This window comes from Marinomonas phycocola (genome assembly GCF_047525455.1).
Taxonomy (GTDB): domain Bacteria; phylum Pseudomonadota; class Gammaproteobacteria; order Pseudomonadales; family Marinomonadaceae; genus Marinomonas.
Map to the genome: position 1 here is coordinate 40,198 of NZ_JBLIXL010000014.1, position 25,604 is coordinate 65,801.

Here is a 25,604-nt window from a genome sequence, read left to right on the forward strand (position 1 = left end):
ATTAATTATACAAAATTTCTTTTGTATAATTTTTATCGTTTTGTACAAAGTGTGCTGCGAAAAATTTTTATTTATTCTTATAATTAATAATGATGATGGGCTTATGAATACGAATGAATCCTTCCTCTTGTCAGAAAAGGAAACCAAAGACATGCTTTTTCCTATTCGAGAATTATCATTAAAAACCGGTGTGAACTCAGTCACATTAAGAGCATGGGAGCGGCGTTACGGATTGCTAAAACCCATACGGACAGAGAAGGGACATCGACTTTATTCAGACCAAGATGTACAGAAAGTAACAGCCATTGTGAATTGGATTAACAAAGGGGTGGCAGTGAGTAAAGTAAGAGCACTGCTGGATCAGAAAGTGGATATTAATGATGGCAGTGTTTCTAGTGAATGGTTTGCTCAACAAGAATCCTTGCTACTGGCGATTGAACAATTTCAAGAAGATAAAATAGACGCCTTAATACAGCAGAATTTCTCACAGTACCCAATGGAGACGGTTATACACTATTGGTTGTCCCCTGTATTTTCTCGATTGCAACAAAATACGTCAACGTCTGCGTTAGCCAGTTATTTCATTGCATTATTAAAGCAACGCATTAATTCACGATTACTTTCTAGGGATAAAGCGAAACAGCAAGAAAAAGTATTGCTTACTTGTTTGGATGGTGAACCTAGCATATGGACTTGGCTTCAAGCGGCATGGTGCTCTGATGAAGGCTTGCATGTCATTGTGATTGATACTTTGTCTTCCTTGGAAGACAATCTTCCTTTAATTGAGGGTATCAAGCCGAACTATTTTGTAAGCCATTTAGATTGTGGCTTCGGGGATAAACAGTATCTTAAAGTCGAATTAAAAAATCTGGCTATTCCTGTGGTGTTAAGCGGTGCAACGATGTGGCTTGAAGAAAATCAGAATCAAGAAAAATCTGGACTCGACATTTTCTCCAATTCTTTTGATGCGATCCTATGCTTAATCAAACAACTCCCGAAGTGATTGTATCTCGATAAACCTTATTTTTGTGTGGAGTCTGTTTTGAACGCGAACCTTGAAAATACGATAGATATCACTGTACTGCATTCCCCCATTGACCCAGAGACACAAAAAACAGGTGTTTCTGTATTTGCTAATGAAACGTACAGTTTAGACGATTACAATGGTTTGTTTATCACTCCAAGGATCGAGAGTGCTAACTTTCGACATCGTATGAGCCAATCGGGTTATTTTAGTTCTTGGCATGTTGCAGGCGATCCAACATTAATCATTATCCGAGCCGGTACACTACGAATGACTTTGAGAAATGGCCGTTATCAGGACTTCTCTGCTGGGGATATGTTTATTGCAAAAGATTGTTTGCAGCCTGATGAAGCATTTGATGATCAAAGACATGGTCATACGGCTGAGCTTATCGGTGATCAACCTTTGCTTGCTGTGCATATTAAGTTAGCTAATGTGTAGCGTCTAGATTCATAATAAGACCAGATACAGCCCTAACTGTATTCAAACGTTATTAAATCCGAAAGATACCTTGCTGGTTATGGGAGCGTCATATAGGATTCGAAAACCATTTTTTGCAGTGATCTGCTCATAACAAACACTTATTCAGGAAGCGATAAAATGCCTAAGTCCAGCGATATTAAAAAGAATTCAGCCGTTGAATACAATGGTAAAACATACATAGTAAAAGATATTGAGCGTTCTGTTCCTCAAGGTAGGGCGGGTGGTAGCCTTTATCGTATGCGTATGTATGATGTGGTATCGGGCAGTAAACTGGATGAAACCTTCAAAGATTCTGAAATGTTAAACTTGGCGGATCTGATTCGCCGACCTGCTATGTTTTCTTATGTAGATGGTGACGAATATGTCTTTATGGATAACGAAGATTACACACCTTACAATTTAAATAAGAGCTCTATTGAAGATGACGTTTTATTCATCAACGAAGAAACAGCAGGCATTCAAGTTGTATTGGTTGATGATTCTCCGGTTGCGTTGGATCTACCAACCAATGTTGAATTGGAAGTGGTAGAAACTGACCCTTCGATCAAAGGTGCGTCCGCAACATCTCGTAATAAGCCAGCTAAGTTATCTACTGGTGTTACGATACAAGTGCCTGAACACATATCTACTGGTGATAAAATCAAAGTAAATGTAGAAGAACGTAAATTTGCTGGCCGAGCTGAAAACAAGTAACTTTCATCATTTGAACCAGAGTGCAGTGCCTATTATGCTCTGGTTCAAATAGGATTATCCTCTTTAAAAATATACCTCTCTTCTTCTTTGTGTTGTCCCTTCTCTTTATATATGCATTAATTTATTTATTAGTGAACCATTTCTTGATAACGAGCGTATTAAGTCAATATAGGTTGTCAGTTATTTAATCACTTTCCGTTAAAAAGCATCTCTTTATCCATAATGACTAAGAGACTCAATCAGAGGAATGAAGCATGAAAATATTAATAACCGGAGGATCGGGCTTAATAGGCTCTAATCTTCTTTCTATGTTGGAAGGCAATGAAATCACTGTGCTAACTCGCAATACGACCCAGTCTAAAGCCAAATTAGGCGATGTTCATCACTATCTTTCTACGCTTGAGGCGCTTAATAATTTAGACGAATTTGATGTTGTTATTAACCTTGCTGGTGAACCCATTGTTGCAAAACGTTGGTCGGAAGATCAAAAACGCGAAATTGAAAATAGTCGATGGTTGGTGACTGAAAAACTCGTACAACTTATTCAATCAGGAAAAAAACCGCCTCACTTATTTATTAGCGGTTCCGCGATTGGGTTCTACGGCAAGCAAGATGATCACGCCATCGACGAGGAATTTATAGCAGTTCACGATGAGTTTAGTCATCGATTGTGTGCCAAATGGGAGTCAATCGCCAAACAAGCGGAATCAGAGAAAACACGAGTCTGTATTTTGCGAACAGGTTTTGTTGTTAGTAAAAAAGGAGGCGCTTTATCTAAAATGCGCTTACCATTTAAAATGGGCCTAGGGGGACCAATCAGTCATGGTCAACAATACATCTCTTGGATACATATAGATGATATGTTGCAAGGAATACTGCATCTAATAGGTAACAGTGGCTGTCATGGTGTTTACAACTTTACGTCGCCTGTACCAGTGACAAATAACGAGTTCAGTCGAGAGTTTGCGCATTCATTAAACCGACCTTGTCTGTTTAGAGTGCCGTCTTTTGTTATTCGGTCATTAATGGGAGAAATGTCCACGCTACTGCTTGATGGACAAAGAGTGGTTCCAAAACGTCTACAAGAAAGTGGTTATACATTTTTACACCCCGAGTTGCGCGGTGCTTTTTTGTCACTTATTAAGCCTTAAGTCACCTGTTTGATAGTAAAGTGCCTCAAAACATGACACTAAGCGCTATTCATACCCATAACCCTTCAGATTTCTATTATTCTTCTCTACGAGAGTGGTCCTAACCGACTTGCTCAGAACTTAACTAAAACTAAATGGCCATTAAGCGTTTTGATTATTTGAAAATAGACACTGTTTTAGGAAAATATGAAACGGGTTCGACTGTTATTTTATTGGGAATAAAAACGCGCGTATCGTAATTGTTCCAGCGGACTTGGCTTACAGCTCAGTGGCGTATGTGTCTCGAAGTGAGGTAGTTACGTTAATTACTATTAAATTGCATGTGTTAAATTAAGGAAGGTGCGCACAATAATATTGAACCCCGTGGGGCATACCCAAAAGATTAAACGCCTTTAGACATTTGTCTAAACAGACGGATTAAAGCAACTGACAGTATGGAACGTCAGTTGCTTTAAGTGGTTTTGATCACTTTTTTTCCACATTACTTTCGATGCTCTTTTCTTCTAAAGCCGCTATCTTTGCTTCTAAATCAACGGGTGGTGGGTTGGCTTTTCCAATGCTTGCTTGTTTATCCCAAATGTTTAGAGCAGACATTGCTTGGACTTTATCTTTAACCGCAATATATAGGTCGACTGATAGCTCGTATTTATGCGTCATGGTTTTTAGGTTATTCTCAAAGTACAGATCAATCTTTTGAGCGGTTCGTTTAAAAATATTTTTTTGTTTTAGATGCAGAGTTTCACTGATTTGACCTATTTTAATAATCGATACTAGATGGTTAATGTAGATATCTGGCGTATTAAAATGAGAGTGTTTGGCCAAGGACACCGCTTTTCTGAAAGACGTTTCAGCAACCTCATAGTCTTTTAGTTTTAAACTGATGTTGCCGAGTGTCTTTTGTCGAACAACACTCTGAGGTGATTTTTTAAGTGCTTCTATAAGAACTTGTTGCGCTTCTTGGTATTTGTTTTGCGCCATTAAACATTTTGCTAGCCAGTCATGGGAATTGACAAAGAACTGATTATCGAACGTGAGTTGTTTAAAGTTGGCTTCTGATTTAAGAAATTTTTTCTGTAAAAACTGAACCTTCGCTTTTCCAAAAAGTGCCCACGGCATCTGCCTTTCTTCTAAAACATGATCAAAGAGTTCTAGAGCTTTATCGTATTGTTTTAGTGAAATATAACAGTCACTTAAAATTCGCTGGCATCGGCCATGCAAAATAGGATGTTGCTTAGAGACTCTGATGCATTCGTCAATAGCCAGTTGGAAGTCTCCCTCATCCAGCGCAATATTAATGGCTTTTAACTTCTCTTTACTTTCAATTAATTTAACGAGACGTTTTTGCAAAAGGGCTTGGGAAAAGGGTTTAGCAATGTATCCGTCTGGTTGGCATTCAATAGAGCCCATCACCATTTCCATGGAGGTTTCAGCGGTCACCATAAGGTAGGTTGAGGTGTTTGGGATAAGAGAAGCAAGTCTGACTTCTTCAAGAATTTGTTGTCCGTTTTTACCTTTCCCAAGATTATAATCGGATAAAATAACGTCGTACGTTGAGCTGTGTAATAACTCAAGTGCAGATTCTGCTTTCATCGCTACATCAACAGAGCTAAAACCGAAGTCAACAAGCATTTTTTTTTGCATGGCTCTGGCTTCTGGTAAATCTTCAATGAGGAGAGCTTTTTTATTAGAAAAATCAATCACGAGCGTATATCCAATAGATTGTAACCGGTGTGCCAAGTTGAAATGGGGCTAAAATAAGAGGCGGACTCTGTTAGTTTACAGGTGTTATTGGCACCATCTCTATAGAATGAATGCTTTTGTTCTCAGTTTACTTTCTATTTTCTAACCCCTACCCATATCAATCAAGATAAAGTTGATCTACATGGCTACTTACGTAACTCTATCATTTAGTTAATTACGATTGCCAGTTTTTTTATGTTAATGGATCTCATTATTTATTGAATAATACGGTTCAAATAAATGAATTTTTTATCCTAAGGGTTGTGTTTAACTGTTTGATTTATTTAAAAAATAAAATATATTTCTTGTTGACTGAAAAGTCAGTATTGTTCTTGTCTGTTTTCTGTTTTTAAAAGGGTATTTATAAAATGAACAGGATGTGTTTTGTGGTTTGTAAAATGTTTGGAGTACATATTTAAATGGTGTAAGACAATACATGTCTGAAAGTGATTGAGAGGGTATTCAAAATGACTTTAATGTCGTTTGTTTATGACAATAGAGCCGTGTTTGTATAAAATAATAGAAATTTTTTAATAAAGAATGTTTTATGTCGTCCAGTAGTCGCCGTTATCAGCAAGTTGGTAAACAGATTAGAAATACTTTGCTTTCTGGGGAATTACCTACTGGTGGTCGTTTGCCTTCGGAGCGAGATTTAAGTGAGCGTTATAATGCGAGTCGCGCAACGATTCGTGAGGCGATTATTATGCTTGAACTTCAAGGACTGGTCGAAGTAAAGCAAGGTGCTGGTATCTTTTTTGTAGAAAATGTGGGTGCAAATTCCATTATTGGCGAAGCAGAAAGTGAAATCGGCCCCTTTGAGTTGCTGCAAGCACGACAACTCTTAGAAACGAATATCGCCTCTTTTGCAGCGACTCAAATTTCAGCCAGTCATGTACGGGAAATGCGTGACCTTCTAAGAGCGCAAGAGTTGGAAATTAATGGTGACAGTAAGCACTTTAATGAACTGGATCATAATTTTCATATGGTCATTGCCGATGCGACACAAAATAATATGTTGATTCAAATGGCGCAATCGATGTGGGATAACGTCCGTACGGCCAACCCATTATGGGATGCATTGAACGAGCAGTATTTTCATGAAAAGCGTCTTCAGTCTCTTTGGTTGTCGGATCATAAAAACATTCTCATTGCTTTGCAAAAACGATCACCTATTGAAACCAAACAAGCTGTCTGGCAGCACATAGAGAACGCAAAAAAAGAACTCTTTAAGTTAGCGAACGTAGAAGAACCTGACTTTGAAGGTTTCTTATTTGCAGCGAATGCTGTGCCTACGCTGCATAATGAGAAATAATAAAAATGCCTCTTTTTTTGAAAATATTTCATAAAAAATAACAACTCGTGCCGATGGAAAAACAATAATGGTACAAAAAAAACATTTAACCTTAAAAGACATTGCTCAAGATTTGGGTGTGTCGACTGCAACCGTTTCTTTATCGATTAATAATAGCCCACTAGTCGCGGAGAAAACTCGCCTTTTAGTGCAAGCAAAAATCAAAGAAGTCGGTTATGTCTATAACCGTCGTGCAGCCAGCTTAATTACGGGCAAAAGCGGTATGGTGGGGTTGGCCATACATGACTTTACCAATCCTTATTTCACTGAAGTGTGTGCCAGTGCTGAAAAAATGCTGGCACAAGAAGGTCGTATGTCATTGCTGTGTAATAGCTACGAATCTTTGGGACAACAAGAGCGTTTTATCAATGCGTTAATTGAGCATAATTCCGATGGCTTGTTGTTGTGTCCTGTTGTTGGAACGAGTCTTGAGCAACTGCAACCTTTAATTACAAGGGGCCTACCGACTGTGTTGGTGACACGAGATGTGGATGGTTCCAATATGGACTTTGTTGGTAATGATGAACGTTATTCACTGCATTTGGCTACCCGTCATTTGATTAATTTGGGACATAAGCGCATTGCGTTTATTGGTGGGCATATTGATGCAAAAGCGGCTAAAGAGCGACGTTTAGGTTATACAGATGCATTAAGGTTAAACGGACTTGTTGTTGACGAAGGTTTGATGTTTGATTGCGAAAATAACTCTGACGCAGCGGAAAGAGTGTTGCCACAGGTCTTAAATGTTGATTCACCTCCTACTGCGATTGTTGGATTTTCGGACTTGATTGCACTAGGGGCCATTTCTGGGCTGATTTCAATGGGGTTAGAACCCGGAAAAGACGTTGCTGTTATTGGCTGCGATAATATTTCAGAGAGCCGTCGTCATTATTCTCAGTTAACCACGGTAAACGTACAAAAATCAAAGATTGGTGAAATGGCGGCATCATTTCTGTTTCAACGTCTACTTGATCCTTCTATGCCTCCTCGACGAACGATATTTGAATCTGAACTAATTGTTCGACGTTCTTGTGGTGCTTATCTCCGTACTTAATTGATTTCCTTCATAAAAGAGTGTTTATTTAGGAAACGTATCATTATTTCAATTTAAATCGATTTGAAAATAGCCTTGATATGTTATTGTCTTTGAACTATAAATTTAAATCGATTTAAAAAGAGAGTAAAATGTTAATTGTCACTTTTTAGGAGACAAATAGTGAATGATGCGATCATACAATCGATAGATGTACAGTTGTTTGCTGTGCCACTAGATGAGGTTTTATCGGATGCAATGCATGGAGACCATACGCATTTTGAACTGGTTACTGTCACCATCACGCTTTCAAATGGATCTCAAGGGACGGGATACACTTACACTGGTGGTAAAGGAGGGCTAGCGATTTGCTCTATGATAGAAGCCGACCTTTCACCGTTATTATTAGGTAAAGACAGTACCAATATTGAAAAGCTGTATTCTGAAATGGAATATGGCATTCATTACGTTGGTCGAGGTGGTATTGCGTCGTTTGCTATATCGGCCATTGATATTGCTTTATGGGATTTACGTTGCCGAGCGTTGGGTAAGCCTTTGCATCAAGTGTCTGGCAATCAAAATAACAAGGTCAAAGCGTATCGAGGTGGCATTGACTTAAATTTTTCCCTAGAGCGATTGCTAAAAGACGTTCAAGGCTATTTGGACAGTGGTTATACGGCAGTTAAAATCAAGGTTGGTCAACCTAACTTAGAAGACGATATAGCAAGGGTTAAAGCCATTAGAGAGCTTATTGGCCCAGAAATCGTTTTTATGGTCGATGCAAATTACTCTATGAGTGTTGAGCAAGCTATTCGAGCAGCAAACGCCTTCGAACCATACGATATTTACTGGTTTGAAGAACCCACCTTACCTGATAATTATTTAGGGTACGCCATGATTGCAGAGTCAACGTCTATTCCGTTAGCCATGGGAGAGAATCTCCACACCATTTATGAATTTGGTTATGCGTTGCACCAAGCAAAATTATCCTACATTCAGCCTGATGCATCCAATTGCGGAGGCATTACCGGATGGTTAGCGGCGGCAAAAATGGCAGATCAATTTAATATTCCTGCGTGTTCTCATGGTATGCAAGAGTTGCACGTGAGTTTGGTTGCATCTCAGCCAAATAGAGGCTGGATTGAAGTGCACAGTTTCCCAATAGATAAATACACGTTACGTCCATTAGTGCTTGAAAATGGTATGGCCATTGCTCCTGATACGGTTGGTGTTGGTGTTGAGTTCGATTGGGAGAAGCTATCTAAATATAAAATCAATCAAAATTTAAATCGATTTAAATTAAATGAGATTTTCATAGAAGAGGCATAGAAGAAAAATCAGAAAAAATGAGTCTAAGAGTGCGTTCAAACATTTAGCGTAAAAATAAAAATAAATTTGGAGATGTTAGTATGATTTTTAAAATGACGGTTGTTTCAGCTTTGATCGGTGTTTTTTCAAGTGTGGCGTTGGCGGATTTGCCTCCTCTAGAAAAAAAGGATCGTTACAAAGTGGGTTTTGCTCAAACAGAGAGCAATAACCCTTGGCGTATCGCTGAAACCAAAAGCTTTAAAGACACGGCGGAAAGCTGTAATTGGGATCTTGTCTATACCGATGCGGCAGGTTCTGCTGCAAAACAAGTTTCTGATGTTGATTCCATGATTGCTCAAGGTGTTGACGTTATCTTTTTACCCCCTCGTGAAGAACGACCACTTCTCCCTGCTGTATTACGAGCCAAAGCTCAAGGCGTTCCCGTTTTCTTAGTTGACCGCAGTGTTGACGAGAAAGTTGCCAAAGCTGGACGCGATTACGTGACTTTCCTAGGCTCAAACTTTATTGAACAGGGTGCCATTGCTGCTAATTGGTTAATTGAAAAAACAGGGGGTAAAGGAATGATTCTAGAGCTTGAAGGAACGACGGGGTCGTCTCCAGCAAACGATCGTCGTAAAGGGTTTGACGATGAAATAGCCAAGCATCCGGGCATGAAAATTTTGGCATCTCAGTCAGGCGACTTTGCCCGTGATAAAGGTCGTAAAGTAACGGAGACCTTATTACAAACCTACCCAAATGCGGATGTCATTTACGCACACAATGATGAAATGGCGATTGGTGCTATTCAAGCGTTGGAAGCGGCTGGTCGTGTTCCGGGCAAAGACGTTCTAATTGTCTCTGTCGATGGTACTCGTGATGCCTTGCAAGCCATTTTAGATGGAAAAATGGGTGTAACAGTTGAATCCAGCCCATTCTTTGGCCCATTGGCGTGCGAAACAATGAAACGTTATGCAAATGGCGAAACGATAGAGCCTTGGGTTCGTGTATCTGACCGTGTTTTCACCATTGATAATGCGGCACAGCACATTGACGAAGCATACTAGTTAGCGCGTTTTACCTAATGGGCGAGAAGAGAGCTTCTCGCCTTTTGATTTTTCATTGTTTTGAATTGAGGCTTAAATGAATAACACACATCCGATAGAGGAGCCAAAAGCAGCAAGCCCTATTCAGCAAAGCAGCCGTTTATCAAACGATGATGATGTTGTTTTACTGATGAAAGGCATTCATAAAAGCTTTGCTGGCGTACCTGCATTAATAAATGCAGATCTTAAAATTAGAGCAGGGGAAGTGCATGCCATTATTGGGCAAAATGGTGCAGGTAAATCAACCTTAATCAAAGTCCTTAATGGGGCGCACAAACTCGACAGTGGTGACATCTTTTTCATGGGGGAAAGTGTCGCGTATGCGTCACCACATAAGGCTCAAATGGCGGGAATCAGTACCATTTTCCAAGAAGTGAATTTAATTGGTTATCGATCTGTGACAGAAAATATTTGTCTTGGTCACGAGCCTAAGCGCTTTGGAATGGTGGATTGGAATAAAGCCCATGCCCATGCAAGAGCAACACTGGCACGCTTTGGTTTGGATTTGGATGTAGAGCGTCCTCTTAGTAGTTTTAACATTGCCATTCAACAATTGGTTGCGATTGCTCGCGCGGTTGCCTTGGATGCAAAAGTTGTCATTATGGATGAGCCAACTTCTTCTTTAGATGAAAGGGAAAAAGAAGTGCTCTTTCGAGTGATTAAAGAGCTACAGGCAACGGGTGTGGCCATTCTTTATGTGAGCCATCATTTGGATGAGTTATTTCAAATATGCGATGAAATTACCGTCATGCGAGATGGGCAAACCATTGGTCAGCATGCGATAGAAGAGATGACCAAACTTGATATGGTGGCAGCCATGTTAGGACGAGATTCGGAAGAAATAGCAAAAGGCGGGACCACCAATTTTGCCTCTACAGGCAATGTTAGGGAAGAAGTGTTGCTGTCTGTTGAGAGTTTGAAAGGCGCTGGCACATTAAGAAATGTGTCTTTTAATTTGCATAAATCCGAAATTCTAGGCTTAGCAGGCTTGCTTGGTTCTGGTCGATCGGAAGTAGCGCGGGCTATTTTTGGACTTGATCACGACCTTAAGCGCGGCAATGTTTCTTTATCGGATAAACCAGTGGATTTTAGTAGCCCTATGTCAGCTATTGAGCACGGTTTTGGTTTTTGTTCTGAAGATCGGAAAGAAGATGGCATCATTCCTCAGCTGTCTGTGCGAGAAAATCTGACGTTAGTTTTACTGCCTAAAATAGCCAAATACGGCTTTATCGATGAAGCAAAAGAGCGTCAATTAGTGGATGATTTTATCAAACGCCTCGGTATTAAAACCGCTTCAATGGAACAACCTATTTCTCAACTCTCTGGTGGTAATCAGCAGAAAGTATTGTTGGCTCGCTGGCTCGTAACAAATCCTAATATTCTTATTTTAGATGAGCCTACTCGGGGTATCGATGTGGGTGCTAAAGGGGAAATACAATCATTGATTCGACGCTTGGCGGATGAAGGTTTAACGGTGTTGATGATTTCGTCGGAGTTTGAAGAGCTTGTAGAAGGGGCGGACAGAGTCATCGTGCTACAAGATGGCCATAGTATTCAAGAGTTGAGTAATGATCACCTCACAGAAAACGCCATTATGAAAGCCATCGCTCAAGAATCCAGCCTTCGTGTTGAATAAATGGAGAAGATTATGAACAGTTCTGTTATTGAAGATCGTCCTAATCTAAAGGAACCTTCCGTCGGTGATAAAATTCTGTCACAGTTTAAAAGCAATGGTGCACTGTGGGCCTTCTTTTTATTGTTGTTGATCAATATATTGATCACCCCTAATTTTCTACAAATACAAACGTTATACGTGAACTTAACGCAAGTAGCGACGGTTGCGATTGTAGCAATTGGTATGACGCTTGTGATTGCATCGGGTGGCATTGATCTGTCTGTCGGTGCACTAATGGCGTTGGCGGGCACGATTGCGCCTATGATTTTCTTATCAGATTTTGGTATGTCTTACCCTGTGCTGGGGTTGTTTGTTGCCATTGTTGTGGCGATCAGTGCTGCGGGAGTTGCTGGGTTATTTAATGGTTTTTTAATCAGTAAATACAATATACAGCCCATTATAGCGACTTTGATTTTATTTATTTCAGGTCGTGGTATCGCGCAAGTGCTCACAAACGGTGAATTGCAAACGTTTGATAATCCCAGTTTTGAATTTATTGGTACAGGACGTGTCTTTGGTGTTCCTGTGCAGGCGTTAATTACCATTGTGTTGGCTTTATCTATCGCTTGGTTTATGCGTCGTTCTATTTACGGGCGCTTTTTGTTGGCTGTAGGTGGCAATGAAAAAGCCGCTGAATTAGCCGGTGTACCCGCAACCAAGGTGAAGCTAATGGCGTACATGGTGTGCGGTTTATTAGCAGGAATCGCAGGCTTAATCACGACTGCCATTAACTCCGCTTCCGACGCGAATCAAACCGGACAATTGATGGAATTGGATGCCATATCGGCGGCAATAGTCGGCGGTGTGTTATTAACGGGTGGTAAAGCGCCTATTTTGGGTGCTGTGTTAGGCGCGGCGATTATCCAACTTGTCGGTTACACGTTGTTAGCGAATGGTGTTCATGATGCTGTGGCTATGGTTGCAAAGGCCGTCATTATTATTGTCGCTGTTTATATGCAACAGGTAAGGGGAGCAAAATAATGAGCGTACTTTCTATGATGTCCAACTTACCCAGGATGAAGCGCAATAAACATGGGTCAAGGCAAACTGAAGCGGTGTTAGTTGCACTAATGCTCATTACATTGTTTGCCAGTTTACGTTATGACGCGTTTTTAAGTGAATACAACATCATGACATTCTTGTCTTATAACTCGATGTTTATTTTGATTGGACTTGGCATGTGTTTTGTCATTATGACGGGTGGAATCGATTTATCTGTTGGCTCCGTTGTGGCTTTATCGAGTGTTGTTGTGGCTCATGCCAGTCCCTATGGGATAGAAGTTGCGTTGCCAGTGGGTATTCTTGTTGGTGTGATTACCGGGGCAATTAATGCTTTTGTAATAACCAAGCTCAAGATAGTCCCTTTTATTGCGACGCTCGCCATGATGCTGGGTGCCAGAGGCATGGCATTGGTTTTGGCGGACAATCAATCGGTACAAGTGTCTTGGGACAGTAACTTTACTCAATTTGGTTTAGGGAAAATGTTTGATTTTATCCCATGGCCGATTGTTGTTATGTTGATTACGTTTGCTATCTGTTGGGTATTGCTTGAAAAATTTGCTTTTGGCCGGCATGTTTTGTCAATTGGTGGTAATGAAGAAGCGTCTAAATTAATGGGACTTGAGGTTAACAAAACGCTATTTGGTGTGTATGTACTCAGTGGTGCGCTTGCGGGGTTGTCTGGTGTGATGTTGGCTTCGGGCTTTGGAGCTGGGCAGCCTTTAGAAGGCCTTGGCTGGGAGCTTTCAGCCATTGCCGCTGTGGTGGTTGGTGGCACATTACTGACTGGGGGCTTAGGCTCGATCACGTCAACCTTACTGGGTGCCATTCTGTTAGGGTTAATTTTTAACATTTTAAATTTTGAAAATGGCTTAGGCACAATTAGCTTCAGTGCTTACTGGCAATCCGTTATTCGAGGAGGCTTCTTATTAGTGGTTGTTATCATTCAAGCTAAAATCATTACCAGTAAAAAGCATCAATCTTAATATAAAAACACAAAAGGCCAGACTGAGATCTGGCCTTTTGTGCTTCAGCATTTTTTGTAAATAGCGGCTGTTTTGAATGGGGTGGTTGGAGGTCTATATGAATTCTTTTTATACCTACATCGTTGTTGGTGGTGGATCGGCAGGAGCGGTGGTTGCCGCCACACTCGCAAAAAAAACGATAAACAAGGTGCTGTTATTAGAAGGTGGCTACAGCCATAAACATCCGCTTTTGGACATGCCTGCGGGCATTTTTAAAATGATTAATGGCAGTAAATACATGCATTATCACCAAACGACACCCCAAGCGCATTTGGGTGGTCGAGTGCATGATATTCCTCAAGGCAATGTGTTAGGTGGCGGATCGTCTGTTAATGCTCAGGTGTATATGCGTGGTAGAGCAAGTGATTATGACGAATGGAAAACCTTATTGGGCGAAGACTCACCATGGGGGTGGCAAGATGTATTGCCCTATTTCAAAGCGATGGAGTCGAACAACCGTTTATTGAATGAGTATCATGGAAACGAAGGCCCGGTACTGGTCTCTGATCCACAACATATCGACGCATCTTCTCGGGATTTTGTTCAAAGTGTGCAGGCGCAAGGCATTGGTTTTAACGATGATTTTAATGGCGCTCGACAAAAAGGCGTAGGCTTTTATCAGTTTACCAATCGGAATGGACGCCGAAGTAGCACTGCGTATGCCTATTTAGAGCCTAGTAAGTCGCCGAATAACCTCGATATCCAGTTACAGAGCCGAGTGGAAAAAGTTCTAATTGAAAAGGGCGTAGCCGTTGGTGTAGTGTATAAAAATGACAGTGGTGCCATCCAAGAAGCACGTTTATCGGAAGGCGGTGGTGGTGAAATTATATTAGCGGCGGGGGCATTAATTACCCCAAAATTATTGATGTTGTCAGGAGTGGGAGGCGCGAACCAATTAGCGAAGCATGGTATTAAGTGTCATGTGGATTTACCCGGTGTGGGAGAGAATTTAATCGATCATCCAGAGGTCCCTATTATTGCGACGGCCAAAAAAGGCTTTGGTTACTATAAGCAAGGAGAAGGCTGGAGGATGTGGCTTAATGGATTGCAATTCGCACTTTTTGGCACTGGGCCTGTGACGTCGGCAGGCGTTGAAGCAGGGGCTTTTGTAAACCCATCTAATCCACAGAGTGAAGCTTCTATTCAAGCTTTTTGTGTTCCAATGGTGTACCTAGATAGAGATGTACTGAACCTCGTGAAAAATGATTATGGTATGACTATTACCACGGTTGTTGTAAAGCCGGTGTCCAGAGGGTACGTTCGTTTGTCTTCGGCAAACCCAGACGATAAAGCGCTTATTTGCCCTAATTTACTAAAGGAAGAATCCGATTTACAGGCGATGATGGCTGGACAACGGTTTTTTATTAACACTTTTCAAACGCCACCATTAGCGCATTCTATTCAATCGATCCTGCTTCCGCAATTAGACCCTGTCACAAATGATTTGACAGACGATGCATTAGAAGAGCATTGCAAAAAAACAGTGAAGACGAATTATCACCCCGCAGGAACCTGTCGAATGGGAAAAAAAACAGATCCTATGGCTGTTCTAAATGATCGGTTACAGGTCAGGGGAGTACAAGGACTGAGAGTATGCGATATGTCTGCCGTACCAAATATTAATGCAGGCAACACCAATGCGGTTGCCATGATGCTAGGGCAACGTTGTGCGGACTTTATTATGCACAGAAATGATGCCTAGGTTATCTTTTTTACGAGTTGAAAAATTCAAACATTAAAAACACTATACCAATAAAATAAATTGGTTGACCAAAGTTCCTAGGTGCTCTAGTATTTTTAAATCGTTTTAAAGGCGGTCGTATTTAAACTCTCTCTTTTCAATTAAAGATTGGAAAGAGGAATAATAACAATAAAAAATCGTTAGTCTTATTCGTTAAAACTAACGGAACAATGAGGCACTGATATGTTTAAAAAAGCAGTTTCTAAAGGTATGTTTAAAGAGCAATTTAATCGTCGTTCTGCACTATCTATTATGGGGGCAACGGCGTTAACCGTTGGGTTGTTTTCCGGTACGGTGCAAGCTGCAACCACAATCAAATGGGCTCATGTTTATGAAGTGGGTTCTCCCTATCATCAAGCAGCACTTTGGGCTGCGGATGAGATGAAAGCAAAAACCGATGGACGAGTTGCCATAAAAGTATTTCCAGCGTCTTCTTTAGGTAAAGAAGTTGAGTTGAATGAATCTTTGAACTTTGGCACCGTAGACATGATTTATACTGGTGCAATCTTTGCTGGTAGCTCTTACAAACCTTTAGCCCTTTCAGGACTGCCGTTTATTATTCGTAACTTCGACCATTGGAAAAAATACCGTGACAGTGAATTGTTCGATGGTATCAAACAAGGCTATGAAAAAGTAACAGGTCATGATGTGACTGGTTTTACTTATTATGGTGCTCGCCATGTTACGTCTAACAAGCCAATCAATCAACCGAGTGACATGGAAGGCATGAAAATCCGTGTTCCTAATGCTCCCATGTTTTTAATGTTCCCAAAAGCTGTGAACGCTAATGCGTCACCATTAGCCTTCTCTGAAGTGTATTTAGCGTTACAGCAAGGTTTGGTGGATGCTCAAGAAAACCCATTGCCGACTATTAAGTTTAAGAAATTTTACGAAGTTCAGAAGTACATCAACTTAACCGGCCACATGACCAATTCTTTGGTAACAGTGGTTTCTTCAATGACGAAAAATCGCCTAAGTGCAGATGACTATGCTGTATTGGAAGAGGTATCTGTGCAAGCGGCGGCTCGTGCGTCGAATGAGATTAACGAAGCGGAAGAAAATCTGGCTCAGTGGTTTAGAGATCAAGGTATTAAAGTCGTTGAAGTAGATAAGAAACCTTTCCAAGAGAAAGTGAATAGCTACCTAGATTCGATTAATTCTGGTTTCACTAAAGAGCAGTTGTCTGGTATCAGTGCACTGTAAAATCCATTAGAGGGAGGGTGCAATATGAGCAAGGTCTCTGAGCCCCTCAATTTGGTCGATGAGAACCAAGTTGAGGAGCCATTGGATTTTAAAATGATTGATTTGCCTGTAATGATTTTATTTTGGGCATTGATGTGTATTGTTTTTCTCCAGTTTTTTACTCGATATATCTTAAATGACTCCTTGGCATGGACAGAAGAGATCGCACGATTTTTACTGGTTTTAGTCGGTTTTGTTGGCTCCATTACTGCGGTACGAAAAGGCAGTCATATATTTTTAGAATTCTTATACCGTTTTATTCCCGCTTCCCTTGCCAAGGTATTATCTATTGTTTCTGAGATTGTGTGTGTGGCGTTTTACAGCGCTTGTGCGTGGATGTCATCCAGTATTGCTTTACAAACCCATCAAACATTAGTTTCGGTTGAGTTACCTAAAAGCTATCTTTATTGGATTATTGCTTTCTGTTTTGTTGCTATGTCTTTGTATTCAGTCGCCAAAGCCGTTATAAAAATGAAATTAAGCAGTGATCAGATTGTTTCTACAATTGAAGAGCAAGCTACTTCAGTATAACTAAGGTGTGACATGTCTATTTTGTTGTTGTTCTTAATACTTTTTGTGTTGCTTGTGATAGGTGTGCCTGTTGCGGTCTCATTAGGCATCGCGTCTTTGATTTTTATCATCGCGGACGGTGTACCAAGCGTGGTGGTGCTACACAATATGGTCAATGGCATTAACAGCTTCCCATTGATTGCGATTCCTTTCTTTATCCTTGCTGGGCATTTAATGAATACGGGCGGCATTACCAACCGTATTTTTGCCTTTGCGCGTGCGCTGGTAGGTTGGATGCCAGGCGGATTAGGTCATGTAAACGTGGGTGCCAGTGTGGTGTTTGCAGGAATGTCAGGCGCGGCGGTTGCCGATGCGGGTGGTCTGGGTAATGTTGAAATAAAAGCCATGAAAGACGCAGGCTATGATTCTGACTTTTCTGTTGGTATTACCGCAGCATCATCCACCATAGGGCCGATTATTCCACCTTCTCTGCCCTTGGTTATTTATGGCGTTGTGGCAGATACGTCCATAGGACAGTTGTTTGCAGCGGGTTTGATTCCAGGATTAATCATGGCGTTCTCTTTGATGATTATGGTGTCTTGGTATGCCAAGATTCGCAACTATCCTAAAGATGAGTGTTTTAGATTTTCGAATTTATGGGCATCATTTCAGAAAGCATTTTTGCCTTTATTAACTCCGGTGATTATTGTGGTGGGGATTTCTACTGGGGTATTTACGCCGACGGAAGCCGCAGTGGCTGCGGTGGCTTATGCATTAATCTTAGGCAACTTTGTTTATCGAACCCTAAGTATTGCCAGTATTGTCAGGGTGTCACAAGAAACCATTGAAACAACGGCATCCATTTTGTTAATTGTGGCAAGCTCGACTATCTTTGCTTGGATTTTGACGGCCAATCAGATTGCCGATTTATTTGCTAGCAGCTTGTTAGGCTTTACTGATAATTCGATTTTGATTTTACTGATCATGACCTTGCTGGTGCTTATATTGGGTTGCTTTATGGAGACCATTGCTGCGATCACCATTCTAGTTCCCGTGTTACTGCCTGTTGCTGTGCAAATCGGTATTGATCCCGTTCACTTTGGCATTATTATGATTTTGAATCTCATGCTTGGTTTGCTGACGCCTCCAGTGGGGATGGTTCTTTATGTGCTCGCAAAAGTATCCAGTACCCCCTTTGAACGCTGCGTTGTGGCGACAGCACCCTTTCTTATTCCACTTGTATTGGTATTACTCTTACTGACATTTGTACCTGCTATTACCATGTGGTTACCCAATTTAATTTATCGATAAGCTACAAAGGTGGTTTTTATTGTTTTTAAGTTAGGAGTTGCCGTTTATGGGTTAATCAAAACGCGCTATATTGGTTTCTGAAAAACAAGAATAAGCTTGCTATAGAAGGTTATGTACTGTGGATATTATTGCAAAAGAGTTAGGCCATCTTGATTGTATGGCCTTGGGTGAAGTCATGCTTCGTCTTGACCCCGGCGTGGATCGTATTCGTAAAACCGAGCAGTTTCGCGTGTGGGAAGGCGGTGGCGAATACAATGTAGTCCAAGGGTTAAGCAATTGCTTTGGCCATAAAGTGGGTATGATTACGGCTCTGGTTGATAATGAAATAGGTCATTTAATAGCAAGCCTTATTCAACGGGCGGGTGTGAGAACGGACTGGATCGAATGGAAAGAACACGATGGTATCGGCCAATCGGTTAGAAATGGTTTGTACTTTATGGAGCGTGGTTTTGGAGAGCGTGGGGCCAAAGCGGTAATGGACCGCGGTCATACGCCCATCTCTCAAATGAAGGTGACAGACATAGACTGGGGGGCTTTGTTTGAAAAAGCCAAACCTCGTTGGTTTCATGTTGGCGGTGTAATGGCGGCCTTGTCTGAAACCTCACCAGATGTGGCGGCGGCGGCAATGATAGCGGCCAAGAAACAAGGTGCAACCGTGTCTTATGATTTGAATTACCGTGCTTCTTTGTGGAAAAACAGAGGCGGGAGAGAGGCGGCCAACGAATGTAATACTCGTTTAATTCAATATGCGGATGTGTTATTTGGTATTGAATCGCTTTCTAGACCTATCGATAGCTTGGATAAAGACGCGTTTTCTGAGGCACTGTATTCGATGAAAGCGCGTTTTTCGAATGTTCAACTTTTTGTCACGACCATGCGCATTGTAAAAGACGCGTCTCATAATGATTGGGGTGGTTTGTGTTTGCACAATAACGAAATCTATCAATCCAGAGATTACACCGATCTGCCTATTTTCGATCGTGTTGGTGGTGGTGATGCCTTCGCAGCGGGTCTGATTAGTGGGTTGCTGAATGGTGAATCCATGCAAACCAGCATTGATTTGGCAGCGGCTCATGGCGCATTGGTGATGAGCACAGCGGGTGACAACTCCATGTCGAGTAAAGAAGAAGTGTATGCCTACGCCTCGGGTGGTGGTGCGGCTGCAAATCGTTAAATGGATGTAAGGGCGCTCTACAACAACCTACTTTTGATGCACAAAGTAGGTTGTTGTTTTTCTCTGATTGAACCATTGCTGTCGTTAGTACAGAAAAGACAATGAGTGTCTGCTTGTAGGGCTTTTCCCACGTTTCGATGACTGGCCCATCCCTGCTAGGTTGGCTTGGGTTGAGGTGATGGCAGTTTGCTATCTTTGGATGGTTTGCACAGGTCATAGCAGGGAGGTCAGTATAAGCTGACCATAAAATTAATCTACATATTCCAATGGGTTAGTATTTATTTCAAGAATCTACGCTCTTTCTTCCATTCTATAAATAGCGTCTTTTACTTCTTCCACGTGAGTTAAATTGATGATGTGGCTAGCGCCTTCGAGCATGATAACTTCCACTTGAGACGATTTAAAAATCTCTGGTGCTTTGATGGCGCTACCGGGTCGCACAAGACCATCACCTAACCCTTGTAATACGGTAATAGGAAGAGTGATGTCGGCAAATTGCGATTGCAGTGTCGTTAGGCTTGGTTGGATGGCCATTACTTCATTATTTGAGTGTACCCACCTTTTGGGAAAACAAACGTCTGGAAGCCACGTCATGAGTTTATTAAACCAGCGTGCTTCTGATAATTCAGGGTCAAGGTCACCCGCTAATACAATCACACCTTTCACATAATGCGGATAATCCACCGCTATTTTGGGCACTAAAGACCCCCCCAATGAATGGCCCACGAGAGTGATTTTTTGTTGGCCATTTTTTTGCCAAATGTCCTGTAAAATAGGCCCGATGAGCCTCGATTGCTCTATCAAGGTATGTGGAAAGAAGTCATTGTCATAACCCGATTCACCCCAACCCGGTCGGTCGATAACATTGATAGAGAAGTCGTTTACTAGGTATTTGTCTTCAAAGTAACGTGAAAAACTCCCCCAACCTCCCGGTGTTCCATGGACAAAGACGACACTGCTTTTCGGTTTATTTTGTGCGGCTAAATAGGGAGAAGACACATAATGAAGCGAATGATTCGGTAACCGAATAGTATGATGAGTGGTTATTGTTGCATCGTCTGTAATGCGGGCCACAATGGTTTTGTTTTTCTGTATCTCATTACGACGAGAACTCGCTACTAACAACGCCATAATCTCCTATTCCTTCCACTTAATTAGATGATTCGTATCTTACCGCATTAAGAGCTTTCGCCCTTTAGAGATAACTGACATTTATCTGTGTTTTGTAGACAGCGCTGAGCGGGTTACGTTCCCTGTTTATAGGGAATAATGGCTGTTATTTTCTTTTTGAGGCATTTTTTTGAAGAGTAAAGCTCTTTTGGATAGTTCTGTTATATTTCGAATGCCATCGCAGTCATTTGGTTGCCACCTTTTATCTTCCAGACATCGTAGAGAGCATTGTTACCTTTAACTTGGGATGTTTGGAAGATTAACTTTTTGCTTGAGCTTGCTTGGGCTTGCCTGGAGTTAGCGTAATAGGTTCTGAAAAAAATATGTGATCTTCTGCGAGAAGGGTATCTATAATTTGGTCACATCCTGAGCAATCAAGATCATTATTTTTTAGATACTGTTCAGATACTTTAAGACGATATATTCCGCTTTGTAACTTGTCAATTATAAAAAAGCCATCTTGTTCTGTGTGAACTTTTTTAAAATCTTCCTTATTTGTATTTAAACTAATTATCTCTAGAGGGATGTACCCTGTATGATTCTTCTTTTCTCCTAACTGGTTAAATAAGAACACTTCTCCTTCTACTTCAAACATTTTATGAAAGGGTAAAGCAACGTCTAATACTCCTCCTGGGTGTGACTCTAGTTTAACTCGTGGATACATAGGTAATAAAAATGGATTGTCTAATGATTCTGCATCAACGTAAAATATGGTTGGTTCATATGAATTTATTCCAATGAGATGTGATTTATTTTTGATTTTTATCTCTTTTGGATTTTGTTGTTGTGCTGTTAACTTTACGCCTTCTAATATAGGTTCTTCTTCCCAAGTTCCATTATAGTTTTCATCTAAAAATGCCCAATGTTTTATGACACTCCCTCGTGTGTAGGATGAATTTCGCAGTGTTTTAAGTGGAGCACTGCTATTTAAAGATAAAGATAAATTGAGATTGGCAAATAGATCACCGTTAGATTTATGAGAAATAGATGCACCAATAGTTAAATTATCTAATGATTTAGAAAGGCGATAATTCGTCGTTGTATCTTTGTTTTCTGTCGTATGACGTATCGAAGATGATAGGTGATATCCTCGCCAAAAGCTGTTATACGATAGAGTAACTTGATCTGAATGTTTTTCTAAGAATGTTCTACTGATTGATACATTTAAACTTCCTAAGGTACTACTATAAGAAGAAATAAGTGAAGCTTTGTCTGCGCCGGCACCCGTTATTTGATGTCGCCAATTAAAATAGTGGCTATGATTGTTGCTTGAATACCCGAGTTTAGTTTCAACGCCACGTTCATTTACGTTAAGTCCTGAATTTGATGATTCAAAGTAAGTTGTTCCAAACTTGAATTTATCTCCCGTGTACTCGTAGCCAATTAGGTTGCTATTAATTAGCTGTGTCTCAACTCCTCTTTGATCTTTTTTAATATGAAGTGAGTGGTTATTTATTTTAGTATTATACTTAGCTTCATATAATAGCTGATCGCTGTAACCTAGTTTCGCTGTAAAAGATGAGTCTTTTGTATTTCTCCACTCTAAATCTGTAAATGGTAGAAGGTTATGTTCTTGGCCGTTATAGCTCCACTCAGTACCACCACGTAACAAAGTATGTTCGTTGTAGACGTAAGTGGCGTTAGCCATAGCAAATTTTTTTTCAGACTTTACTGTACTTGAGTTAAGAAAGCCTTTACTAAAGTCAATAAATATGAACTCCGGAGTCCACTGATCTGCTCTTAATCCTTGCCAATTTGGTTGTGATATCTCTCTGACTTCTTTTGTTCCATCAGGATGAGTAAATACGATTCTATAGGTTGATTTATCATTTTTAAGGTTGAGGTCATTAAACTCATAATATCCATCGCTTCCTACTCTTGTAAAATTTACTAAAAAGTCATCTAAAAATAGAGCTGCTTCTGTACCAGGGAGGGCATAACCGCTCACGTTTTCCTGAAGTTTCTGACTGCTTCGATTATCTTGTCCAAAATAAAATCCAAGACCTTTACTGCCCACTTCAGAGAAAACTGACTGCGATAAAGACATATCCCCAAAATTGTAGGTCATAGGAATACCGTTAGAGCGTAATTTACGCGATAGAATTGCTTCACCTCGATAGTTGTCCCCATCATTCTTACTCACCTTAATATTAGCTTGGTGATATAAGGCGTCTTGTGTTAGTTGGGAATACATTTGATAGCCAAAATTATCTTGATTTTGAAGAGATAAATTAACGTCAATATTAGGAGGAGTAAATAGTTGATATTCGTTTTCTTTAACTAATAAAGATGAATTACGTTCATTAATGACTTGTATTAACTTTTTTCGTTGCTGAGTAATTATTTCTTTTGTTTTGGGATGTCTATCATTTGTGGTTATATTTAGCCATTGTTTTGGATGGTTTAAATTGAAATCAATAGAAAAAAGTTTCAGTGTGTTAATTGATATGTATTTATCACCACTTTCCTCAAAAAAAAAGCCATCTTCTAATAATATATCAATCTCTTCTTTCCAAAAGTTTCCAGAAAGCCGACCGTCCTCTGTGTTTAAGATAAGATTACATGACAAGTAATGATTAAACTGCTCAATGGGTAAGTAAAAATTGATATAATCTCTAGTAATTAACTCAATTTCACCTGATATCTGTCGATCATCAATTTTTAAGTCTACAAATAGGTAGTCTATAAAATCTTCCGAATTACCATATATTGCAGTACTAAAAGATAATAAACTACATATGATTAAAGGGATAATACGCTTCAATGAAATAATAACTTAAGTATGAGGAGGAAAACTAACCGTATGAACTACGGTTAGTTTTAAAGGTTATTGGTAAGCGGCAATTAGTTCATAGGTAAATGTTTTAACACCAGGACTTTGCATTGCAAGAGCGTGATCGGCCAAGATAATATCGGCATGAAAAATTATAGCTAAATTACCAGAAGCGTCCAATTTTTGATGTGAAGCTTGATTTGCTGAATTTATTTCATTAATAATAAAGCGTAACCCATCTTGCTCTTGAGATTGCCCAGGGACTGTCCATGTTAAGTCTGCATGTGGTATACCCGACAATATAAAATTGGCAGTTTTTCCAATACCTCTCGTGGCTGCACAGAGTCGCTCTTCATCAGTTTTACCTAGTTGAATAGGATGTGCTCTGCAAACTGCACCGACATTAGTGGCTCTGTTGATCACTAGCTCAGGAAACGCCATCGGTTGTGTTTGAGATATGGTTAGGGGTACTTCTTGTTTGTTCAAACTGACTGACACATTAAATGTGTCTGCGCTTACAGTTGTCGAAAGGGTAAATAGCATGGCTAAGGTTAATGTTTTTTTCATGAGTTCTTCCTTATTGGTTGATTGTTATTGCTGAATTATAGATATCATTGATATGCAACAAATATGTCAAAAATAAAATTGTATTCTGAAGTTTTTACTGCTTTTTTATCTACAAGGGTAATCGTGCTTTGAGCAATATATTGAGCTTTGCCGGTTGGGCCAAGTTGCATTGTTTGGATTGTTAAAGGGTTTTGTTTCTTTGATGTTAGGCGTAATCCATTTACTGTATGGTCTGCGCTATGAGTTACAATGACAATGGCATTTTCGGCACCTATGACATCAAATACCCCAGGCTGCCCTATTTCATGTGGGCAAAGGGAATAGCGAACATCGTGTAGATTCGGTAGCCCTGTAGCTGAACAATATGCGCCTTCTGTCGTTGCCCTATTAAATAATAACTCAGGGAAATGTATTGCCTTTTTTTCTATAATTTTTAATATTATATTTGAATCATCAGTTTCAGTCGAAAAGCCAAGTTCTTTAGAAAAAGAGTTGGTTGCAGTTAAAGCTAGCAATATTATAAATATAGCTTGATTCATAATTAATCCTTTAAATGGAGTTATATATGAGTTTCATATTGAATCTCACTGCTATCATCTAACCCTTCCATTATTATGGTAAGCGAACCGCTAAATGAGTTGCGCTTTATATTGGTTCTAAACTCTCTTTGATTTAGTTCTGGATAAATACTAACTTGGTTTGCTCTGTATAACTCATTCCCTTTTTCGTCTTGTATGACTAAATTTCCACTAAAGGAGCCAATTCCATTTCTTGAAAATAGCAAAGATAAATTTTCATTATCATAGCGATGTTTTTTAAGTGTAACTTTAGCTTTTCGTTCACTAGAATAATTTCGAATGAAGACAGGGATAACATACTTTATATTGGGTTGTATAGAAATACCAGATGATTTTTTCTCAGCTTCAGTTTTGATTGATTCAACAACAATGTGAGAACGAAATTCACCTATATCATTGACTTCTTTCTTTATTAAGCGAATCTTAGCGAAACTTTTTGCAGGGATATTTCTAGAAATGCGTGGACCTACTCTCAAATATTTCTTTGCAGATAAAGGATAATCAACAACAGATTCCAAATGGCCAGCTTTATGCATTTTCATTTCTGTCAACGTAACACGAAAGCTTTGTAATTCGTTTGAATCATTGTAAATTCTAAACTCTTGACGCCGATCCTTTTCGTCAAATGAAATTCGTGTTTTATCTAATTTAAAATCATTAGCATTCGATAAATTTACAGTACATAAAAATATAAAACATATAGTGTGAATGGCGCTTCTTATAATTAAATCCATTTTATATCCTTTTATAAGGTATGCTAATATCGTCATTAAAATATGTAAAATTAAAAGTGTCAAGTAAAGAATGACAAAAAATATAACATTTTTAAAAATCTAAAGAACTGTCCGAATGGAGTCGTTTACTTGTATTATCTCGGAGTTGATTTGAGAGTGATCTCACTTTGGACTAGTGTCTGTTTAGTTGAAAGGTATTAACATTCCTGCAGAATCGAG

22 protein-coding genes are annotated in these 25,604 nt (G+C 39.9%); 16 read left to right on the forward strand and 6 right to left on the reverse strand.

All coding sequences use genetic code 11. The annotated features are described in order from the left end of the window. Positions 1 to 103: 103 nt before the first annotated feature. From ACMUMJ_RS11240 to ACMUMJ_RS11255, 4 genes are all read left to right on the forward strand, one after another. Positions 104 to 1,003, forward strand: coding sequence for a MerR family transcriptional regulator (locus tag ACMUMJ_RS11240; protein ID WP_414678934.1), 900 nt, complete (start codon positions 104 to 106; stop codon positions 1,001 to 1,003). A gap of 39 nt (positions 1,004 to 1,042) precedes the next feature. Further along, entirely contained in the window at positions 1,043 to 1,465 is a 423-nt protein-coding gene (locus tag ACMUMJ_RS11245) for a cupin domain-containing protein (protein WP_414678935.1), read from the forward strand. A 159-nt stretch (positions 1,466 to 1,624) separates the two neighbouring features. Next, a complete protein-coding gene (gene efpL / locus ACMUMJ_RS11250) occupies positions 1,625 to 2,200 on the forward strand; it encodes an elongation factor P-like protein EfpL (RefSeq protein ID WP_414678936.1) in 576 nt (191 codons plus the stop codon). Positions 2,201 to 2,454: 254 nt separating this feature from the next. After that, the gene (locus ACMUMJ_RS11255; protein WP_414678937.1) at positions 2,455 to 3,351 is read left to right on the forward strand and encodes a TIGR01777 family oxidoreductase; all 897 of its coding nucleotides are present in this window, start codon (positions 2,455 to 2,457) and stop codon (positions 3,349 to 3,351) included. 465 nt (positions 3,352 to 3,816) lie between these two features. Here ACMUMJ_RS11255 and ACMUMJ_RS11260 read toward each other — a convergent pair whose 3' ends face one another. Next, positions 3,817 to 5,052 (reverse strand): response regulator, encoded by a 1,236-nt coding sequence (locus ACMUMJ_RS11260; RefSeq protein WP_414678938.1) that lies wholly within the window; start codon positions 5,050 to 5,052, stop codon positions 3,817 to 3,819. A gap of 586 nt (positions 5,053 to 5,638) precedes the next feature. On the opposite strand from ACMUMJ_RS11260, the gene ACMUMJ_RS11265 reads away from it, so the two are divergent. The 12 genes from ACMUMJ_RS11265 (at position 5,639) to ACMUMJ_RS11320 (ending at position 19,563) form a co-directional block, all read left to right on the forward strand. After that, the gene (locus ACMUMJ_RS11265; RefSeq protein WP_414678939.1) at positions 5,639 to 6,403 is read left to right on the forward strand and encodes an FCD domain-containing protein; all 765 of its coding nucleotides are present in this window, start codon (positions 5,639 to 5,641) and stop codon (positions 6,401 to 6,403) included. A gap of 67 nt (positions 6,404 to 6,470) precedes the next feature. After that, entirely contained in the window at positions 6,471 to 7,496 is a 1,026-nt protein-coding gene (locus ACMUMJ_RS11270; RefSeq protein ID WP_414678940.1) for a LacI family DNA-binding transcriptional regulator, read from the forward strand. Between the two features lie 162 nt (positions 7,497 to 7,658). Next, positions 7,659 to 8,804, forward strand: a complete 1,146-nt coding sequence (locus tag ACMUMJ_RS11275) for a mandelate racemase/muconate lactonizing enzyme family protein (RefSeq protein WP_414678941.1) — start codon at positions 7,659 to 7,661, stop codon at positions 8,802 to 8,804. Positions 8,805 to 8,884: 80 nt separating this feature from the next. Next, a complete protein-coding gene (locus ACMUMJ_RS11280) occupies positions 8,885 to 9,847 on the forward strand; it encodes an ABC transporter substrate-binding protein (protein WP_414678942.1) in 963 nt (320 codons plus the stop codon). Positions 9,848 to 9,923: 76 nt separating this feature from the next. After that, the gene (locus tag ACMUMJ_RS11285; RefSeq protein WP_414678943.1) at positions 9,924 to 11,522 is read left to right on the forward strand and encodes a sugar ABC transporter ATP-binding protein; all 1,599 of its coding nucleotides are present in this window, start codon (positions 9,924 to 9,926) and stop codon (positions 11,520 to 11,522) included. Positions 11,523 to 11,534: 12 nt separating this feature from the next. Further along, the gene (locus tag ACMUMJ_RS11290) at positions 11,535 to 12,542 is read left to right on the forward strand and encodes an ABC transporter permease (protein ID WP_414678944.1); all 1,008 of its coding nucleotides are present in this window, start codon (positions 11,535 to 11,537) and stop codon (positions 12,540 to 12,542) included. Further along, a complete protein-coding gene (locus ACMUMJ_RS11295; RefSeq protein WP_414678945.1) occupies positions 12,542 to 13,546 on the forward strand; it encodes an ABC transporter permease in 1,005 nt (334 codons plus the stop codon). Before ACMUMJ_RS11290 ends, ACMUMJ_RS11295 begins: the two co-directional genes overlap by 1 nt. Before the next feature lie 97 nt (positions 13,547 to 13,643). After that, the gene (locus ACMUMJ_RS11300; RefSeq protein ID WP_414678946.1) at positions 13,644 to 15,287 is read left to right on the forward strand and encodes a GMC family oxidoreductase; all 1,644 of its coding nucleotides are present in this window, start codon (positions 13,644 to 13,646) and stop codon (positions 15,285 to 15,287) included. Between the two features lie 222 nt (positions 15,288 to 15,509). Then, positions 15,510 to 16,529 carry a sialic acid TRAP transporter substrate-binding protein SiaP gene (locus ACMUMJ_RS11305; RefSeq protein ID WP_414678947.1) on the forward strand — a complete coding sequence of 340 codons (1,020 nt, stop codon included), beginning with the start codon at positions 15,510 to 15,512 and terminating at the stop codon, positions 16,527 to 16,529. A gap of 24 nt (positions 16,530 to 16,553) precedes the next feature. Next, the gene (locus ACMUMJ_RS11310; protein ID WP_414678948.1) at positions 16,554 to 17,099 is read left to right on the forward strand and encodes a TRAP transporter small permease; all 546 of its coding nucleotides are present in this window, start codon (positions 16,554 to 16,556) and stop codon (positions 17,097 to 17,099) included. A gap of 12 nt (positions 17,100 to 17,111) precedes the next feature. Continuing rightward, complete coding sequence (locus ACMUMJ_RS11315; RefSeq protein WP_414678949.1) at positions 17,112 to 18,389, forward strand: TRAP transporter large permease; 1,278 nt, start codon at positions 17,112 to 17,114, stop codon at positions 18,387 to 18,389. A 118-nt stretch (positions 18,390 to 18,507) separates the two neighbouring features. After that, entirely contained in the window at positions 18,508 to 19,563 is a 1,056-nt protein-coding gene (locus ACMUMJ_RS11320) for a PfkB family carbohydrate kinase (RefSeq protein ID WP_414678950.1), read from the forward strand. Between the two features lie 291 nt (positions 19,564 to 19,854). Here the strand turns inward: ACMUMJ_RS11320 and ACMUMJ_RS11325 are convergent, their stop codons facing one another. From ACMUMJ_RS11325 to ACMUMJ_RS11345, 5 genes are all read right to left on the reverse strand, one after another. After that, the gene (locus ACMUMJ_RS11325; protein ID WP_414678951.1) at positions 19,855 to 20,694 is read right to left on the reverse strand and encodes an alpha/beta fold hydrolase; all 840 of its coding nucleotides are present in this window, start codon (positions 20,692 to 20,694) and stop codon (positions 19,855 to 19,857) included. A gap of 298 nt (positions 20,695 to 20,992) precedes the next feature. Continuing rightward, positions 20,993 to 23,497 carry a hypothetical protein gene (locus tag ACMUMJ_RS11330; RefSeq protein WP_414678952.1) on the reverse strand — a complete coding sequence of 835 codons (2,505 nt, stop codon included), beginning with the start codon at positions 23,495 to 23,497 and terminating at the stop codon, positions 20,993 to 20,995. 63 nt (positions 23,498 to 23,560) lie between these two features. Next, complete coding sequence (locus ACMUMJ_RS11335) at positions 23,561 to 24,073, reverse strand: hypothetical protein (protein WP_414678953.1); 513 nt, start codon at positions 24,071 to 24,073, stop codon at positions 23,561 to 23,563. 44 nt (positions 24,074 to 24,117) lie between these two features. After that, positions 24,118 to 24,612, reverse strand: coding sequence for a hypothetical protein (locus ACMUMJ_RS11340; protein ID WP_414678954.1), 495 nt, complete (start codon positions 24,610 to 24,612; stop codon positions 24,118 to 24,120). 20 nt (positions 24,613 to 24,632) lie between these two features. Beyond that, positions 24,633 to 25,385 carry a fimbrial biogenesis chaperone gene (locus tag ACMUMJ_RS11345; protein WP_414678955.1) on the reverse strand — a complete coding sequence of 251 codons (753 nt, stop codon included), beginning with the start codon at positions 25,383 to 25,385 and terminating at the stop codon, positions 24,633 to 24,635. Between the last annotated feature and the right edge of the window lie 219 nt (positions 25,386 to 25,604).